Annotated in this window: 14 protein-coding genes; 1 reads left to right on the forward strand and 13 read right to left on the reverse strand. The window is 30.6% G+C overall.

Annotated features, from left to right (window positions below; genetic code table 11):
* Nucleotides 1-295: 295 nt before the first annotated feature.
* The 13 genes from DIC82_18890 to DIC82_18950 form a co-directional block, all read right to left on the reverse strand.
* Nucleotides 296-1039, reverse strand: a complete 744-nt coding sequence (locus DIC82_18890; GenBank protein ID AWK52934.1) for a transcriptional regulator — start codon at nt 1037-1039, stop codon at nt 296-298.
* A gap of 506 nt (nt 1040-1545) precedes the next feature.
* On the reverse strand, nt 1546-2043 hold the full coding sequence (locus DIC82_18895) for a hypothetical protein (protein ID AWK52935.1): 498 nt from the start codon (nt 2041-2043) through the stop codon (nt 1546-1548).
* Between the two features lie 19 nt (nt 2044-2062).
* Nucleotides 2063-3889 carry a PAS domain-containing sensor histidine kinase gene (locus DIC82_18900; protein AWK52936.1) on the reverse strand — a complete coding sequence of 609 codons (1827 nt, stop codon included), beginning with the start codon at nt 3887-3889 and terminating at the stop codon, nt 2063-2065.
* 306 nt (nt 3890-4195) lie between these two features.
* Nucleotides 4196-4507, reverse strand: coding sequence for a glutaredoxin (locus DIC82_18905; GenBank protein ID AWK52937.1), 312 nt, complete (start codon nt 4505-4507; stop codon nt 4196-4198).
* A gap of 536 nt (nt 4508-5043) precedes the next feature.
* Nucleotides 5044-6225, reverse strand: a complete 1182-nt coding sequence (locus DIC82_18910; GenBank protein AWK52938.1) for a cation transporter — start codon at nt 6223-6225, stop codon at nt 5044-5046.
* Between the two features lie 772 nt (nt 6226-6997).
* Nucleotides 6998-8404, reverse strand: a complete 1407-nt coding sequence (locus DIC82_18915; GenBank protein AWK52939.1) for a dipeptidase PepV — start codon at nt 8402-8404, stop codon at nt 6998-7000.
* Between the two features lie 528 nt (nt 8405-8932).
* A complete protein-coding gene (locus DIC82_18920; GenBank protein ID AWK52940.1) occupies nt 8933-9154 on the reverse strand; it encodes a hypothetical protein in 222 nt (73 codons plus the stop codon).
* Between the two features lie 81 nt (nt 9155-9235).
* Entirely contained in the window at nt 9236-9451 is a 216-nt protein-coding gene (locus tag DIC82_18925; GenBank protein ID AWK52941.1) for a hypothetical protein, read from the reverse strand.
* A gap of 70 nt (nt 9452-9521) precedes the next feature.
* The gene (locus DIC82_18930; protein ID AWK52942.1) at nt 9522-10667 is read right to left on the reverse strand and encodes a lactaldehyde reductase; all 1146 of its coding nucleotides are present in this window, start codon (nt 10665-10667) and stop codon (nt 9522-9524) included.
* Nucleotides 10668-10872: 205 nt separating this feature from the next.
* Nucleotides 10873-11094 carry a hypothetical protein gene (locus DIC82_18935; GenBank protein ID AWK52943.1) on the reverse strand — a complete coding sequence of 74 codons (222 nt, stop codon included), beginning with the start codon at nt 11092-11094 and terminating at the stop codon, nt 10873-10875.
* Nucleotides 11095-11142: 48 nt separating this feature from the next.
* A complete protein-coding gene (locus DIC82_18940) occupies nt 11143-12492 on the reverse strand; it encodes a gluconate permease (protein ID AWK52944.1) in 1350 nt (449 codons plus the stop codon).
* A 181-nt stretch (nt 12493-12673) separates the two neighbouring features.
* Nucleotides 12674-14647, reverse strand: a complete 1974-nt coding sequence (locus DIC82_18945) for a YjhG/YagF family D-xylonate dehydratase (protein ID AWK52945.1) — start codon at nt 14645-14647, stop codon at nt 12674-12676.
* Between the two features lie 101 nt (nt 14648-14748).
* Nucleotides 14749-15648, reverse strand: a complete 900-nt coding sequence (locus tag DIC82_18950) for a dihydrodipicolinate synthase family protein (GenBank protein ID AWK52946.1) — start codon at nt 15646-15648, stop codon at nt 14749-14751.
* A gap of 573 nt (nt 15649-16221) precedes the next feature.
* Here DIC82_18950 and DIC82_18955 point away from each other — a divergent pair.
* The gene (locus tag DIC82_18955; protein ID AWK52947.1) at nt 16222-16971 is read left to right on the forward strand and encodes an IclR family transcriptional regulator; all 750 of its coding nucleotides are present in this window, start codon (nt 16222-16224) and stop codon (nt 16969-16971) included.
* Nucleotides 16972-17281: the final 310 nt, after the last annotated feature.

A 17281-nucleotide genomic window follows, 5' to 3' on the forward strand; every position in this document is an offset into this window, starting at 1 on the left:
ATAGATTATCAAACTGTATCAAAATAATTTGTCACTAGCCAATAAGGCCCAATCAAAAAAATAATAGACCAGTATGCTTGTCTATTTCGCGTCATACTGCGTCAGTAAATTTAGCTAATAGGCTCGGCTATGAGCTGAATTTACTTCCTTGTCTGACACGAAATATACGCAGCATCTTTGGTCTATTATTTTCTTTCATGCGCCTAAAAAGAAAATAAGCTTTATCAACTTGAGTTAAAAACTTCAAATTAATAAAGCTCTATGTAAAATACTTTTATTTTTCATGCATAGCTATTTACTCATCTTGTATACATTCTTCTCGACGATTTTGTAACTTTCTTCCAATCCTTTCTATTATACTGATGATTGGAATTTGAGTGGTAATATCATATATTTCTACTTTAACATATGGTACATAATAGGAGATATTATAATCAGACATTTTCGCTATAGTGGAATTTTCAGTGTTAGTAATACTAACAATACAGCAATTATCTTTTTTAAATCTATTTATATGGCCTATAATATCTTTTGATTCTCCAGACACAGAACATACTATCACAACTGAATTTTCATAAAATTTACCTGTAGTCGGGTAGTACGGGTCATCAATGCATAAACTAAATTGTCCAACACTTGATAGATATCGTGCTCCATATCTTGCTATAATTCCTGACATGCTACTTCCTATAAAAATTGTTCTCTTTGTTTTTAATATAGCTTTTACTATTTCCTCTATCTTTTTATCATACTCTTCAGTATTCGTTTTCTTAAAGAAATCAATTATCTCTGTATTATCTTCACTTACTTTTTTAATTTCTTTTTCTTCTATAAATAATTTAAACTTTAGTTTAAATTCTGAATAACCAATACAACCCATTTTTTTGCAGAAATTTAATATGGTTGTAGTTGATACATGAGATTCAACTGCTAATTCCCTTATTTTCATATATCGGACCTTATCTTTATTATCCATAATATAATTATAAACAGAAATTTCTAAATCATTAAGACTTTTGATTTGACTATAACTGAACATATAACACTTCCTTCCATTGGACTATTGCCTCTACATAATATCAACTATGAGCTTTTTGAATTCTTAAGTTCAACCATTTTAACTTTGAATTCTTCTTGAACAAATCTATTTGCTATAAGCATTTACTATATTATTAATTCGATCTTCAACTTGATCCATTTACTTCATAACACACCACATATTCTCTATTAATTTATATCATCTTTATATACTTATATAATATCACATTAATATTTTAATAAACCACAAAAATCTAAATTACAACTTTTAGATTTTTATGGATTTGATTGTAGCACTACTCCGTGACAATAAAAAACCACGACCACCTGCAAGTAGCTATTTAAGCCAAATACAGATGGTCGTGGGTTTCATGGTGGATGCGAAGCATGACCTTTAAAATCCACAACCAATATCATATTATCATTGATAAATAGTTGAACTTAATTCTTTCTCAATAACTATTATATTCATGATTATTTTTCCTCTTTATACTTATAAGAACAAGCTTACTCTACGATTTCAGTAACAGTAAGTTCACTTTTTTTATGTAATGGAGTTTTTTTATTTATTATAAAATTTAATAAAATAATGGAACATACAAACAATAAAAGAGATGGAAGTGCATACAACATTTTTAATTTAAAATTACTAAATATATAGTCTATATCAGCTTTAAACAAATACTTAACAAGAAGTAAATTAATAAATTCACATATAAATTCTATAATATAAACACAGATACTCACCTGTATTGATTTTATAATGTTGATTTTATTAATAATTACTAATGCAATTATTAATGTTCCTATTTGTAGCAAAAAATTTACTCCAGGATGTATAGGTAAAAAATTAATTCCATAGGTAATAATAGTATCAAATATAACTGATAAAAAGTATCTATTTAATTTGATTTTTGTTTGCGATAAAGCATAACATGCCCAAATAAAAAGCAATGATTCAGGAAGTATTCTTACAAATACTTCTATAAATTGTATTTCAAACATATTTTATCTCCTTTTAGTATTAATTATTTTTAAAATTAGCTGAATATATATCAGATAATTCCATGTTAACGCGTTCAATTATATTATCTTTTATTTCTGTTTCAACATTTGTTTCTTCAACTTGTTTTGAAGGTAAGGTAATAATAAATTCACTTCCATGACCAAGTTCACTTTTAAGTTGAATATGACCACTATGTAATTCTACAAATGATTTAACAAGTGAAAGTCCTATACCAGTTCCTTCATGGTTTCTTTTTAAGGTCTTGTCCACTTGCATAAATCTCCCAAATATGAATTCTTTCTTATCTGCTGATATTCCTACTCCTGTATCTCTAACTGATATTTCAACATTAGCCCCTTTATCTGTTATAGTTACATATATTCGACCTTCTCTATCTGTAAATTTTAAAGAATTTGAAAGTAAATTTAAAATTACTCTTTCGATTTTATTTTCATCGAAAGCAATAACTTTTTCCTCAATATTGGTATCAAATATCAATTCTACGCCCTTATTTTCAGCATAAGGCACTATAGACATAGAAATAGATTCAATTATATAAACAATATCACTATTTTGCAAATTCAAAGTAATAAAGCCAGCATTATATTTCGTTATATCTAGTAAATTATTAACTAATCTAATTAATCTATAACAATTTTGCTTCATTACATGTAAATATTTTTCTCGGTTTTTTAGAAATTCTTCATCACTATATGTATTTAATAACTGCAATGAAGAAAATATTACATTTACAGGCGTCTTTAAGTCGTGCGATACATTTGTAAAAAACTCAGTTCTTGATTTATTCTGTTCTTCTGTTTCATTCAATAATTTTATGTTTTCTTTTACCTCTTTTTTTAGTGTCCTTACTTGTTTTTCTGAGGTAATATCCCTCATAATAGTCAGGATTGCAGGAGATTTTCCATAAATACAATATGTAGAGATGTTATGTATATTAATATAATTTCCATCTTTATTTATGATTTCATCCTCAAAGGATATATTTGATTTTTGATTATTAATTATATCTAAATATATTTCTTCTAATTTTGTCTTATCCTCTGTATGAAAGAGATCAAGCATAGAACTTTCACTTACTTCTTCTAATGATTCAATTCCAATTAATTGTAAAGCATTTTCATTAAGATATAGTATTTTATCATTATGATGAACCATTATTGAATAGTAAGAATGTTTAATTAATAAATTATAACAATCTTCATTTTTCAAGAGCATTTCTTCTATATAATCGTGTTGTTTTAACTGTTCTTTTAATTCTGCTTCCAATACTTCTCTTTGGTCACTTTCAAATTTTTTATATTCTCCTAAAACCCATGCAACCATAATGAATCCCAAGCATAACATTAAATCATTTTCAAAATATATATTTACTGTTAAATTTGAAGCAAAAAATAAATCTATAAATAATACAATTAATGATGATACCGAAGCAACTATTACACCATATTTTTTACCTAAGGATATAGTAGATGAAATGATATTAAATAAAAATAAATATTTATATTGACTTTGGTATGTGTTTGATAAGAGGATTAAAATACAAAGTAGAAAAGTAAAAGTACTATCTTCAATTATTTGGACAATTTTAATATCTCTAAATTTAAACATATATATATAAGAAAATGACCATAATAAAATAATAACCATCAATAATATAGGAATAAGTAGCATAACATAATTACTTAGCGATGGACTATTTAAAATATGCGTATCTTTCAATAATTCATTGATACTAATCGTTGAAATAAAAAATAATATACCAAACTTTACAATAGAAATAGTTCCAAGTATATTTCTATATCTATTAGTGTTTATGTTACTCATTTAATTCGCCTCTCATTTATCCATTTATCCATTTACACATTTATACATTATCAATTTAACTTCATAATTAATACCATTATATAATATAAAACACAAAAAATCCATATTTGTGTTTTAAGTGTCTAAATTCCTCAGATTTTGTAGATATATATATACAAATAAAGGTTTCTAGAACAACTTATCAATACCATAAATTATACTTATTGAAAAAGATATATCAACACATCTTTGTGCTAATATACCTTTCGTGGGTTTCATGGTGGAGGCGAATCATGACATTTGAAATCCACTATAAGTTAACATCTATTAACATTTACCACTGCCATCAATAGAGCAACTATTTACAACCTTCTTAGGCTTTTCTATATCCAAATAATCAAATATGTCTAATGTTTTTGTTCCATCTTCTAAAATAAAAAATGGGATACCTATTTTCCCCTCTTTAACAACATTAGTAAACATTTTATCATTATCACGATAAGATAAAAATTCCTTTAATATTTTAGTACTTTCAGTAATATTTTTATAATCTAATTCTAAATTTTTATGTTTTTCTAAAATAACTTTTGCTTCAACACAATCTGGGCAAATTGCTGCCCCATACATTGTTATTTTCATTTTATTATCCTCCCTTTTTTAAAGTATTTAATATACTTAGTTTTATAATTATACTTTTTGTATTAATCTAACGAACAAATATTAAACCTATGTTAAGTTATAGAAATACATTTCTGTTAGTTTCTTTTTTCTGAATACTCATAAAGTTCTTGGTTGCACTTCGTGCTTTTTTTATGTGCATGAACTCTTGAAACTTTATAAGAATGCATATTATGGAGAATTATAATTAAATCCCATCTCCAAAATCTCTCGCTATCCTATGGCAATATTTTATCATATACTATATATTCTTCAATAAAAAATTTAATATGTAGAATTGAGAATTATGGTTGAAATCGTAAAGAAAAAGTTCTTATAACTAAACATAAAATTTGAACTATATACATATATTTTTATCGTTTGTTTCAGCAGCATCAACTACACAATTAATTTTTCAATTCCTGTTGCAGTCATTGTTGTTTTAGTGTCCATCGTAAGCAAAAAAATTACTGATGAGAATTCCCCATCAGTAATTTTATTATTTCATCATATATCATTTAGTAAAACTCTCTATCGAAAGTAATAATACTTCTATAAGAAGGATTAATACTATATATGATATCTTGTATTTGAGCTTGCAGCACTTTTTCTTCATTATCTTTAAAACTAGTCTTGTCCAATACCACATCAAATAATATCGTTTTTTCTTCACTTCCTCCAACAACTCTAAAATCATGCATAGATACCATACCCTTTATTACTTTAATCTTTTTATAAACTTCTTCTTTTAAGGCTATGATCTCAGGGCTGTCTGTATTAATTGGGTCCATATGAATGGTAAGATACACATTCATTCGTTTACCAATTTCCTTCTCAGCCTGATCTATAACGTCATGCAGTTCCATAATTGCTACATTACTTGGAACCTCAGCATGCAAAGAAGCCATGTATCTACCTGGACCATAATTATGAATTACAAGATCATGCACTCCGCATATATGTTTATAACTTATTACGCTGCTTTTTAGTTCTTCTACAAATTCCTTTTCTGGTGCTTTCCCAATTAAAGTACCAAGCATTTCTCTTCCAAGTCCTATACCTGAATGGAAAATAAAAATAGATACAATGACTCCTATATATCCATCAATAGGAAAGGTTGTAAATCTTGTAATAAGCAAAGAAAATGTAACCATAGACAGCACTAAGATATCAGTAAAGGATTCTAACGCTGATGCTTTAAGTGCAGATGAATCAATAACATCACCTATATAATTTGTGAATCTGTTAAGAAAAACTTGCAATGGTATTGCACACAGCATGCAAATAAAACTCACTTTATTAAAAGGTATGCTTACAGGATTTAAAACACGTAAAAATGAGCTTCTTAGAAATTCAAATCCTACTACAAGTATGGCACCAGAAAATAAGAGCGCAGTTATATACTCTATTCTTCCATAACCAAAAGGATGTTTATCATCTGCCGGACGATTTGCAAGTTTAAAACTAAATATTGTAACTAGCGAAGATAATGCATCAGTCAGATTATGAAAAGCATCTGCTGTAATGGCTATACTGTTTAGAAATAAACCAATAGTAATTTCTAGAACAAGAATAGAAGAATTTATTATTATCCCAACATTTCCTCCAAGAGTGCCGTAAGATTGTCTGACTGATTGGGAATTTACATTTTTGTTGTCTTTCACAAATTTTCTTATTAAAAAGTCAAAAATAGATTTCATATATTTCGCCTTCCACCATTTTATCTTATTTATCCTACATATGTTTATATATGCGTTTAATCAATAAATTAACACTAGAAACCAACTCAGTAATCCAGCGTATTATTAAATATTATACCATAAATTCCCTTATATAGAATTTTGATATCGATAATAGTTATCAGCTTACTATCATTAATGAAAGATAAAGATATTATTATTTATTTATTTATTTATTTAGTTTTATCAATTTCGTCGTCAAAGTGGCGGCAAAAAACCTCATTTATTAATGATGCGGTTCACCGTATCATTAGTAAATGAGGTTTAATATAATTCTCAAATCTATCATTTAACCGTATTCTCCATAATTGACCTTAGAGCAAAGGTTACCAATTTAGGCTTTTTCTCTTTTACTATATGATAGATTTGTTTTTCAGATATACTTAGTATATGCTGCCTACATATTATTTTTCGTATTGCTTATTAACAAGTTCAGTCATTCTTCCTTCACAAAACCCCCGTGGGTATTAATGAGCGAAGCGAATTTGTTACTATTTGAAAATCATTACTTCTTGGATATATTTTATTTAAATCTGGAATAGCCATATTTTTATCTCTCCTCTAATTTTAATACATTAATGCCTATTCCATTAATACAATGCATATCTTCATATAACCACCTACTTTATTTAATATAAAAACATACTATATTTAAATTTTACTCATTATAAAACATTAACCCTACAGTTAATTTTTCACGTGATAATTTAACTGTAGGGTAATTTTTAGTATATTATTTACATAAATCAATTATTGCTTGAGTAAATATTTTAGCACTTAATACTAATTCATCTATATTTGCAAACTCATCATTTCCATGCATATTATTATCAGTTCCTGGCATTGTGCAACCAAATGCTACGCCATTTTTAAGATGATGAACGTATGTACCTCCACCAATTGCAAGACATTCTCCCTTTTTGCCACTATATTCTTCGTAACATTTTAGTAGTGTACGTACAAAATCAGAATCTTCACTTACATGATGTCCTTCAATCATATCGTCAGAAGAAAGAATAATATTTTCTTTTTTCATATTATCTCTTAAAACATCACGTAAATTTTCATTTGTAGTACAAATTGGAGCTCTACAATCAAATACCCCACTCAAGCCCTTAGTAGTATATTCTAAAATATTTAATCCAATAGTTAATTTTCCTGATATTTCATCACTCATTTTAATACCACTGGCTTCACCATTAAAATCACCATGAGGAAATAATTTTTGTACTGCACATAATCTATTAAAACCTTCACTCTTTGCAAATGGCATATCTTTAAGTAATTCTAAAATTCCACTTAATGCATTATTACCATTTTGCGGAGTAGATCCATGTGCTCCAGTTCCTTTTGCAGCAATAATTAATTGTCCATTAGCTTCTTCATGTACTGTGAATTTTATCTTAGTTTTCTTTTGTGCAGATTCTAAGTATTTTATAATTTCTTCTTTATTAATACCTTCAACTGTAGCGTTAGCTCTATCTGGAACAACATTTGCCTTAACTCCACTTTGCACACATAATATTCTAGGAAGAGTATCATCTTCTTCAAACTGTGATTCAAAGGTGCTAGCTAAACGACCTTTTTCAATATTTATAAGTGGAAAATCTGCATCTGGTGAAAAAGTCATAGGTGCTTCTTTTTCAATTTTATAATAATAATCAATGTCTTCACTACCACACTCTTCATCTGTTCCTAAAATAAGTCTAACATTTTTGCTAAGTGGTATATTTAAGTCTTTAACTGCTTTTAATGCATATAATGCTACAATTGCTGGCCCCTTATCATCAGCACTTCCTCTACCATATAATTTCCCATCTTTTATAAGAGGTTCAAAAGGCTTTGTAACCTTCCAGTCATCACTAACTGGAACTACATCTAAATGAGCAAGAATATCTAATCCTTTTTCATTTTCATTCAAATCAATAGTTCCAACATAATTATCATAATTCTTAGTTTTAAATCCCATTCCATTTGCTAAATTTAATGCTAATTCTAGCGCTTTAGCTGGTCCTTCTCCAAAAGGCATTCCAGGGATTGCCTCTTCTCTATCACTTTTTATTTTGATAATGCTGCATATATCATTTAGCATTTCATCTTTGTTAATAGTAAAATAATCGTCAATTTGTTTTCTGTACATTATAGTTCTCCTTCCATTTACCCCTTCTTTGCAATTTACTGTGGTATAATTACTATTATATTATATATCACAAATGCATCTATTTTTAATATTCTTGTAAAAATATTATATTTTTTATAAGTTGATCACATGATTTGAACATCTCCTAATAAAAGTGGTATTTTCCTTTATTATTTTTTCATTTTGCTATAATCTAATCATTGGAATTACAATCAATTTTATAGAACATACAAAATATACATGTACATCAATAAATAGTGTAATAAACTTAAACTTGAATGTAACATCCTAAAAGAATCATAGCAACAAGTTCAGTCATTCTTCCTTCACAAAACCCCCGGGGGCAATGTCATCAACCTATGATTCAATATTTTTACAAAATGTAATAATGAAAGAAATTCTATAGAAATATGGACTTTTTTTTATCATTACTGTTATTGATAATATCAAATTTCTAATTTAGGGTAGAAGAAATAAACCTTCACCATATTAAATGAAAGTTTTTCCACAAAAACATATAACTGTATTTTACAAAGCTCTCTTTTTATTCATTCTATTTACCATTTGAGTAGCTTTATTATTTTTTCTTTCAAATTTCCTATCAGGTCTAACAGGAATTACATTCCTTTCGATTTCTTCTTTAATATATTTTAACATCCTTGAGCGTTTCCAAGGACTATTTGTAGATATCATAGTAATCAACGTATCTTTAAGTTTACCAATTAAGACATTAGTAACAAGTTCAGTCATTCTTCCTTCACAAAACCCTCGAGGGTATTAATGAGCGAAGCGAATTTGATAACGTTTGCAAACTTTCACTTAATTTAACCTTTATTCTTTGTCAAATTTCATTTCCTCAGTGTCTGTTATAATTTCTAAAGTAGGATTAGCTTTTACGTCCTCTAATTGTGTATCAGTGACCATTATTTCTCTAATTTCCATTGTATTTTTAATCCAAACTATTTTATGACTTCCAGTTATTATACCATTACACATCTTAACAGCAATTCTAATATTCATAGTAATATGAAGAAGATCCGGCTTCAATAAATGATGCCGGTCTTACCTGTATAATTAAGACATAGATGGATATTTAATTTTAAGTAAAAATTTATGCTTAAGAAATCTTTCTAAATAGCTCAATTAACTTTTCTTTATCGAAGAATATAGGGTTAGCACCTGCACAAGCATCATTCATAGCAAACTCAGCAAGCTTGTCAAAGTCAGGGTTATCTACGCCAACTTCTTTCAAAGATTTAGGGATACGTACCTCTTCGGAAAGAGCCTTAATCTTGCTGATTACAAAATCTACACACTCTTCATCGGATTTTCCTGCTACATCCATGCCAATAACCTCTGCGATTGGACGGAATTTAGCTGGAACACCCTTAGCATTTTCCTCTTGTACATAAGGAAGAAGCATAGCATTACATACACCATGTGGCAAGTCATATAGACCTCCTAGTTGATGAGCCATAGCATGAACGTTACCCAAACCAGCATTACTGAAAGCAATACCATTTAAAAAACAGGCATAACACATCTGCTCTCTGGCTTCGATGTCACTACCGTCTTTAACAGCTCTTGGCAGAAAGTTAAAAATCTGCTTAATTGCATATAAAGCAGTGGCGTCGGTGACATCATAAGCACCTTTTGCAACCACAGCCTCGATAGCATGTGTCAAAGCGTCCATACCTGTAGCAGCTGTTAGACCAGCTGGTTTACCAATCATTAGCTCAGGGTCATTTACAGTCATGGTAGCAAGAGAATTGGTATCAACCATAATCATCTTTACGTGACGCTCTTCATCTGTAATAACATAGTTAATGGTAACTTCTGCAGAAGTACCAGCTGTAGTGGTTATAGCAATAATAGGAAGACATTTTTTAGTTGTCTTATTTACGCCTTCATAGTCCTTTGTAGTACCACCGTTTGTGGCAAGGATAGAAATAGCCTTACCACAGTCTTGAGGCGAACCACCACCAATAGTAATAACGATATCGCAGTCTTCTTTTTTAAGAATCTCCAAACCACTATTTACATTATTTACAGTTGGGTTAGGCTTTACATCGTTATAAAGAACATATGTAACGCCGATTTCATCTAACATGTCAGTTATTTTTTTAACGGTTCCGTTGGAAGTAAGGAACTTATCACTAACAATAAATGCTTTTTTTGCTCCCAGTGCTTTTATAGGTTCTTTTGCTTCCGCAAGACATCCTCTTCCCATAATATTAATTGGTGGGATATAATAAATACTCATAATAAATACTCTCCTTTAAATTATAATCGTTAATTTTAGAATTTTTTATTTTTTATTTAGTGTTTGTTAATTATGTAATTTTAACTAATATTGAATTACTAATTGTAACTATAGATAACCAGCCCAAAAGTTTTACTTATTCATTGGTATAAAGCTTGATTTTACCTACGTATTTTCCGAGGAATAAGTAAAGTTTATTTCATGGTTATCTATAGTCAAAAACCTCAATATCATTTTTGTACTTTGATAGATTGTTTATTCCCGTCAACATTGCATTAAAGACTTTATTTACATCAAGTTCTACCCAATCTTGATTAAATGCATGGTACTGATAATCTACTTTAGTAGATTCTACAATATTAGTATTTTCATCTAATACTGACATTTTCATTGCTGATGTACCAAAATCAACAGATGAAATATACATTTTACCTTAATTTCCTCTATATTTTATATAACTGAACCCACACTTCCTTTAAACAAATATATTCAATATCAAAATACATACTAATCCTGTTACTGACACAATGGTTGCTAGTATAGTCCAGGTTGAGAATGTTTCTTTCATGCTTAAACCAAAGTATTCTTTAACCATCCAGAATCCAGCATCGTTTACATGAGATGCTATTGCACTTCCGGCTCCAGTTGCAAGTGTTACTAAGGCTAGATTGACATCGGGATGACCAGCAAGCATTGGAATAACTAGACCTGCTGTTGATAGAGCTGCTACTGTTGCAGAACCTAAACAAACACGTAAAATGGCTGCAACTATCCATGCAAGTAGTATAGGTGATATGGAACTTCCTTGAAATAGTAAAGCGATATAATTGCCAACGCCTCCATCAATAAGCACTTGTTTAAAAGCACCCCCGCCACCAATAATTAAAAGCATCATTCCAATTGACGAAATGGCAGAAGAACAAGAAGTCATCACTTGTTTAATTGGAACCTTCCTTCCTATTCCCATAGTATAGATTGCAAGTATTAAAGATATAGTCATTGCTGTCGATGGATTACCAATAAAGCTAATAACATCAAACAAATAATTTCCTGGAATTCCTGCTGTTTTTTGTATCATTGAAATTATTGTTGAAACCATCATTAAAATAACAGGAAACATCGCTGTTAACAAACTAATTCCAAAACTAGGTGTTTCTTCGAGTTTAAACGTTTTTTGTTCACCTAAAGATTCAATATTACCATTTTTATTAAAAGCGGTAGGTATAATTTTTTTAGCAATCTTAGTATATATTGGCCCTGCTAAAATAACAGATGGTATTGCTACAATAATACCGTACATTAAAACGGTTCCAAGGTCTGCTCCATATTCTCCAGCTATTGCTGTTGGTCCTGGATGTGGAGGCAGAAATCCATGTGTTGCTAATAAAGCAGCAAGCATTGGAATACCTAAGTGCATTGGAGAAATTTTTAATTCTCTTGAAATAGAAAATATAATTGGAATTAATAAAACTAATCCTACTTCAAAAAACATTGCTATACCAACAATAAATGAAGCAACTACAACAGCCCATTGAACTCGTTTTTCTCCAAATTTGTCAATCAAAGTCATGGCAATACGCTGTGCTCCACCTGAATCAGCAACTAATTTACCGAGCATGGCACCAAGACCAAATATTAAAGCTATATGGCCAAGTGTTCCGCCCATCCCTGATTCAATCGTTGCAACAATCTTTCCAAGAGGTTCCCCCAACACCACAGCTGCAAGAAATGAAACAATAAGCAATGAAATAAATGTATTTAATTTGAAGACAGAAATTAATATAAGTAAACACACTACTGCTAGTGCTATAATTAATAATGGCATAATATCACTCCCAATCTAATTATTACTATTTTTTTATCTTTCACAGAACTCCAAAGCCATAGGCTTTATGCCGTTTCGTAAGTATATTTTTGAAGGATTTCCCTCACATAAAATCAAAATTTATATGTGCAAAAGTTAATTTAAGAGAGGGTTATCCTTGCTAGCAAATTCAAATAAATTATTATTCTTTAGCCATAGCTTTCTTTCCAGCTTCAATAACTTCAATAATTTTATCTACATCATATACACTTCCACCCCAAGTTCCGCCACTAACGGCTTGAAGTGCTGCCCATAATCTTGTATCATCTGGAAGATCTGGATCAGGTTGAAGATTTGGATCAGTTTCACGTGCTTCTAAAACTTTAGCTGCTTCTTCATAAGAAAGCTGTTTATCCTCAGTTCCAATGAAATTAATTGATCCCTCAAGCTGATTAGTATCAATTATGATTTCAATAACGTCTCCGTCCTTCAATTTTCCGAGAGGACCTCCTGCCAATGCCTCAGGCCCTACATGTCCAAAACAAGCACCTGTAGAAACACCAGAAAAACGTGCATCTGTAATTAGAGAAACATGCTTACCAAAAGGCAATTTTTTTAAAGCAGAAGTTAATTGGTACGTTTCTTCCATTCCTGTTCCCATTGGTCCTACACCACTTACAATCATTACATCACCAGCTTTAATCTTTCCACCATCCTTAATCGCTTTAATAGCTGACTTTTCAGAGTTGAAAACTTTAGCTTTCCCAGTGTGTCTAAATACCCCGTCGTCATCTATAACAGATGGATCAATAGCCGTTGATTTTACTACTGAACCTTCAGGGGCAATATTTCCTAACGGGAAAGTTACTGTTGATGTTAGTCCTCTTTCTTTTGCCTGGCTTGGGTTCATAATAACTTCATCAGGATCAACTCCATCCACTTCAACTAGACGGTTTCTGCATTGTATACGTCTTTCAGATTTTTCCCACCAATCAAGGTTAGCTCCAAGTGTTTCTCCTGTAACAGTAAGAACATCCTCATGCAACAGCCCAAGTTTTCTTAAATGAAGCATAACCTCAGGAACTCCTCCTGCTAAGAATACGTTGACTGTAGGGTAATTAACTGGTCCAATAGGCATAACACTCACTAAACGAGGTACTTTTTTATTAATTTTTGCCCAGTCTTCCACAGTTGGCATTTTACAATTGGCAGCATGTGCAATTGCTGGGAGATGAAGAAGCAAGTTTGTTGATCCTCCAAAAGCAGCGTGAATCATCATGGCATTCTCAATTGCTTTATCTGTAATAATATCCTTCGTAGTTATTCCATTGTTGGCCATTTCAAAAGCTGCCTTGGCTGACTGCTTAGCGATTTCTTCCCATATTGGTTGGCCGGAAGGTGCTAACGCAGAGTGAGTCAATGCCATTCCTAATGCTTCAGCAATGACCTGAGAAGTACCGGCTGTCCCAAAGAACTGACATCCTCCACCAGCAGAAGCACAAGCTTTACATCCTAGACTTGAAGCATCTTCTAATGAAATTTCATTATTGGCAAATCTAGCTCCAATCGTTTGAATTATTCCTGCGTCTTCCCCCTTTGTAGGTTGAAGTGTTGCACCTCCAGGAACAACAATAGTTGGCAAATCATGCATAGATGCCAGTGCCATCATCATTGCAGGTAGACCTTTGTCACATGCAGCCACTCCGACTACTGCACGCCTTGTTGGCAATGAGCGAATTAATCTACGAAATACTATTGATGCATCATTACGATAAGGTAGAGAGTCAAACATTCCGGTTGTACCCTGGCTACGTCCGTCACATGGATCCGTTACGTATGCAGCATGAGGGACACCTCCAAGTTTCTTGATTTCTTCAGCTGCTGCTCTCATTTGCAATCCTAATTCAAAGTGGCCTGTGTGTAATCCTACAGCAATTGGAGTACCATCATTATCACGGATTCCGCCTTGAGTACTAAGTATTAGCACATTATCTCCCAAGAGTTTCGATGGCTCCCATCCCATACCAGCATTTAAAGTCATTCCGAATATATTGCCACTAGGTGAATCTTTCAACAATTCTGGTGTAAGTGGAAGTGAACCCTTCGGACCTTCTGCGTGAGTGTGAATTTCATATAAAGATACATTTTCATCACCATAAATAGATTTTAATGACATAATTATCCCTCCATATTTCCATAGTTTAATTAACAAAGTATAGTGCCTTATAAGATTATAGCGATATATAGTAATTTTTAAGAAATTGCAATGGATTGCTCCTAAACCATATGATGAATATCTTCCATAATTTTTTTAATTGAATCCGTTTGTTTTTCATCAGCCTGCAAAATAGGAGTTTTACAGTAGTCCTTAATATCCACACCTTTTAACATCATAGTTTTTTTGATAATCGGAATAAAAGATTTACCTACATCATACAATTTAGATAATTTATCAACAGTACTCTGAATTTCAGCTATTCTATCGATATTTTTCTCATTAACTGCTTTTACCCAATCCACAAAAATCTCTGGATAAGGATTGGAAAGCGCGCTAATACATCCGCTACCACCAGAAACAACATTATGTACAAAATTTTCGTCAAACCCCGAAAACACCTTAAACTCAGGGAACTCACTCTGTATGGTTTGGATTAGTTTTCTAGTATGTCCCATTTCTGATACTGTATCTTTATAACCAACAATATTACTATGCTTTCTCAATAAATTAAGTGTAAATTCCGGTGATAAATCATAGCCAGTTCTGTCAGGAAAATTATATAAATAAATATCACCTTTTACAGATTCCGCCACTTTTCCATAGTAAGATTCCAAATTTTCATCCGATAGTGGAAAATAATATGGGCTGATAATGATAACACCATCCGCTCCAGCATCAATAGCATAATTGGAAAGTTCAATTGTTTCGGCTGTTGTCATACAACCTGTCCCAATAATAACCTGTGTCCTTTTATTTACATAGTGAACAACAAGATCAATTAATTCCTTCTTTTGTTCAGTAGACATGGCATAGAATTCACCTGTGCTACCCATAATAACTAGACCGTCTATACCTGAGTTAATGAGATAGTCGTAAACATTTTGATTTGCCTTGATGTCTAAGTTTCCCTCAGCATCAAATGCAGTAATAACAGGTGTTAAAAATTCAATTTTTTTCATGTATGATTTCTCCTTTATTAAAAATTAGTCTAAATTCAAATCCTATTTTATATTTTTTATATAATTTATACATATATGGTTAGTTTAACTATTTAATAATTTTGATAAAATGCTCAAAGATTTCATCTTTAATTGAATTATGAGTTAGAATTTTCGTGCTAATTTAATAACTTATGAATATGCGCCCTCCCCTCTCTATTGTTCGTATATACGTTTATCATTTGTTTATACGAATCCTATAACTAAATATTACCACATTTTTTTATCATGTCAAGATAATATTTAACCGTTTTCAAAAAAATATTATTCAAATTCACTCACTGTTTGTGATTTATTCTTGTATGTATAACCCGACATTGAATAGTTCTAACAAAATATATATAATTATAATTATTAATTATTAATTTTTACTATATAAGTTGTGATAATACTGATACAATACAGTAACTTCCATAAATATAGATCACCAAGTTCCACAGCAAATAATATACAAGCTCTGTATTAGATTGTATAATCTTTATTGCAACTTATACATATTTGATTTTTATAAAAATTTGAATGGCGGGTGTAAATATGACACATAAACCAACGGAAAGAGTGCTGAATATATTAAATCTTTTATCAATTAATCCTAAAGGTCTAACTTTAACAGAGATTTCTGAATCAATTGATATACCAAAAAGCACTCTTTATCCTATTATGCAAACGATGTTAGAACGTAATTTTGTTTCTATCGAAAAAAACTCTTTAAAATATGCAATTGGAATTTCCGCATTTTGTATTGGGGCATCCTATACACGAGATAAGTATATGTTAGACTTTATTAAAAAAATAATGAATAATATTGTCATCAATATCGATGAAACCTGTCAAATGGGGGTTATGGATGGAAATAATGTACTGTATGTATTGAAAGAAGATCCTGGAAAAGATATAGATTTTCGCATTATTTCTAATATAGGAAAACGACTCCCCGCTTACTGCACAGCTTTAGGAAAAGCCTTATTAAGCGAATATGAAATTGAAGAAATAAAAACACTTTATCCTGACGGCTTAAAAGCCATTACAGAAAATACTATAACAGATTTTACTATTTTAGAAGATCAATTAAAGAAGATTAGAAAAACTCATGTGGCAATAGAAGTTGAAGAAGTAACAAAATTTTTACGCTGCTACGCAGTTCCATTGACCTCAAAAGGAAAAATAATCGCAGCCATTAGTATTAGTATTCCAACATTCCGAGCTACTGATGAAAAAAACAACCTAGCAATTGAATTATTATTAAAAGCAAAACAGCAAATTGATGCTGTTAGTTTGGACTAAATATTATCAGCATTAATAACGTTATCTAAAATAATTAAATTTATAATGGTATGGGAAAAGATTAATAATGAGTGTTCTAGAACGCATTCAGAAAGTGCCTGGTGGTATGGGGTTATACTTTTATTTTTCGGTGCTCTCATACAAGTATTCCTGTAATAAAGAGTTTTAGACTTTGTGAAAAATAAAAAAACTGATATAAATATATTGTGTCGATTGCAAAGACAACAAAGTATTTATATCAGGAGGTTAACTTAAATGAATAATATAATAATGGTTCCAAATACTTTAATCTTAGGAATAGACATTGCAA

It is taken from the genome of Clostridium beijerinckii (genome assembly GCA_003129525.1).
In the GTDB taxonomy this organism is placed as follows: Bacteria; Bacillota; Clostridia; order Clostridiales; family Clostridiaceae; genus Clostridium; species Clostridium beijerinckii_D.

Excerpts from the sequence above, each read along its gene's own strand:
- DIC82_18890 (AWK52934.1), bottom strand. The coding sequence starts at position 1,039 with ATGTTCAGTTATAGTCAAATCAAAAGTCTTAATGATTTAGAAATTTCT.
- DIC82_18895 (AWK52935.1), bottom strand. The coding sequence starts at position 2,043 with ATGTTTGAAATACAATTTATAGAAGTATTTGTAAGAATACTTCCTGAA.
- DIC82_18900 (AWK52936.1), bottom strand. The coding sequence starts at position 3,889 with ATGAGTAACATAAACACTAATAGATATAGAAATATACTTGGAACTATT.
- DIC82_18905 (AWK52937.1), bottom strand. The coding sequence starts at position 4,507 with ATGAAAATAACAATGTATGGGGCAGCAATTTGCCCAGATTGTGTTGAA.
- DIC82_18910 (AWK52938.1), bottom strand. The coding sequence starts at position 6,225 with ATGAAATCTATTTTTGACTTTTTAATAAGAAAATTTGTGAAAGACAAC.
- DIC82_18915 (AWK52939.1), bottom strand. The coding sequence starts at position 8,404 with ATGTACAGAAAACAAATTGACGATTATTTTACTATTAACAAAGATGAA.
- DIC82_18920 (AWK52940.1), bottom strand. The coding sequence starts at position 9,154 with ATGACTGAACTTGTTACTAATGTCTTAATTGGTAAACTTAAAGATACG.
- DIC82_18930 (AWK52942.1), bottom strand. The coding sequence starts at position 10,667 with ATGAGTATTTATTATATCCCACCAATTAATATTATGGGAAGAGGATGT.
- DIC82_18935 (AWK52943.1), bottom strand. The coding sequence starts at position 11,094 with ATGTATATTTCATCTGTTGATTTTGGTACATCAGCAATGAAAATGTCA.
- DIC82_18940 (AWK52944.1), bottom strand. The coding sequence starts at position 12,492 with ATGCCATTATTAATTATAGCACTAGCAGTAGTGTGTTTACTTATATTA.
- DIC82_18945 (AWK52945.1), bottom strand. The coding sequence starts at position 14,647 with ATGTCATTAAAATCTATTTATGGTGATGAAAATGTATCTTTATATGAA.
- DIC82_18950 (AWK52946.1), bottom strand. The coding sequence starts at position 15,648 with ATGAAAAAAATTGAATTTTTAACACCTGTTATTACTGCATTTGATGCT.
- DIC82_18955 (AWK52947.1), top strand. The coding sequence starts at position 16,222 with ATGACACATAAACCAACGGAAAGAGTGCTGAATATATTAAATCTTTTA.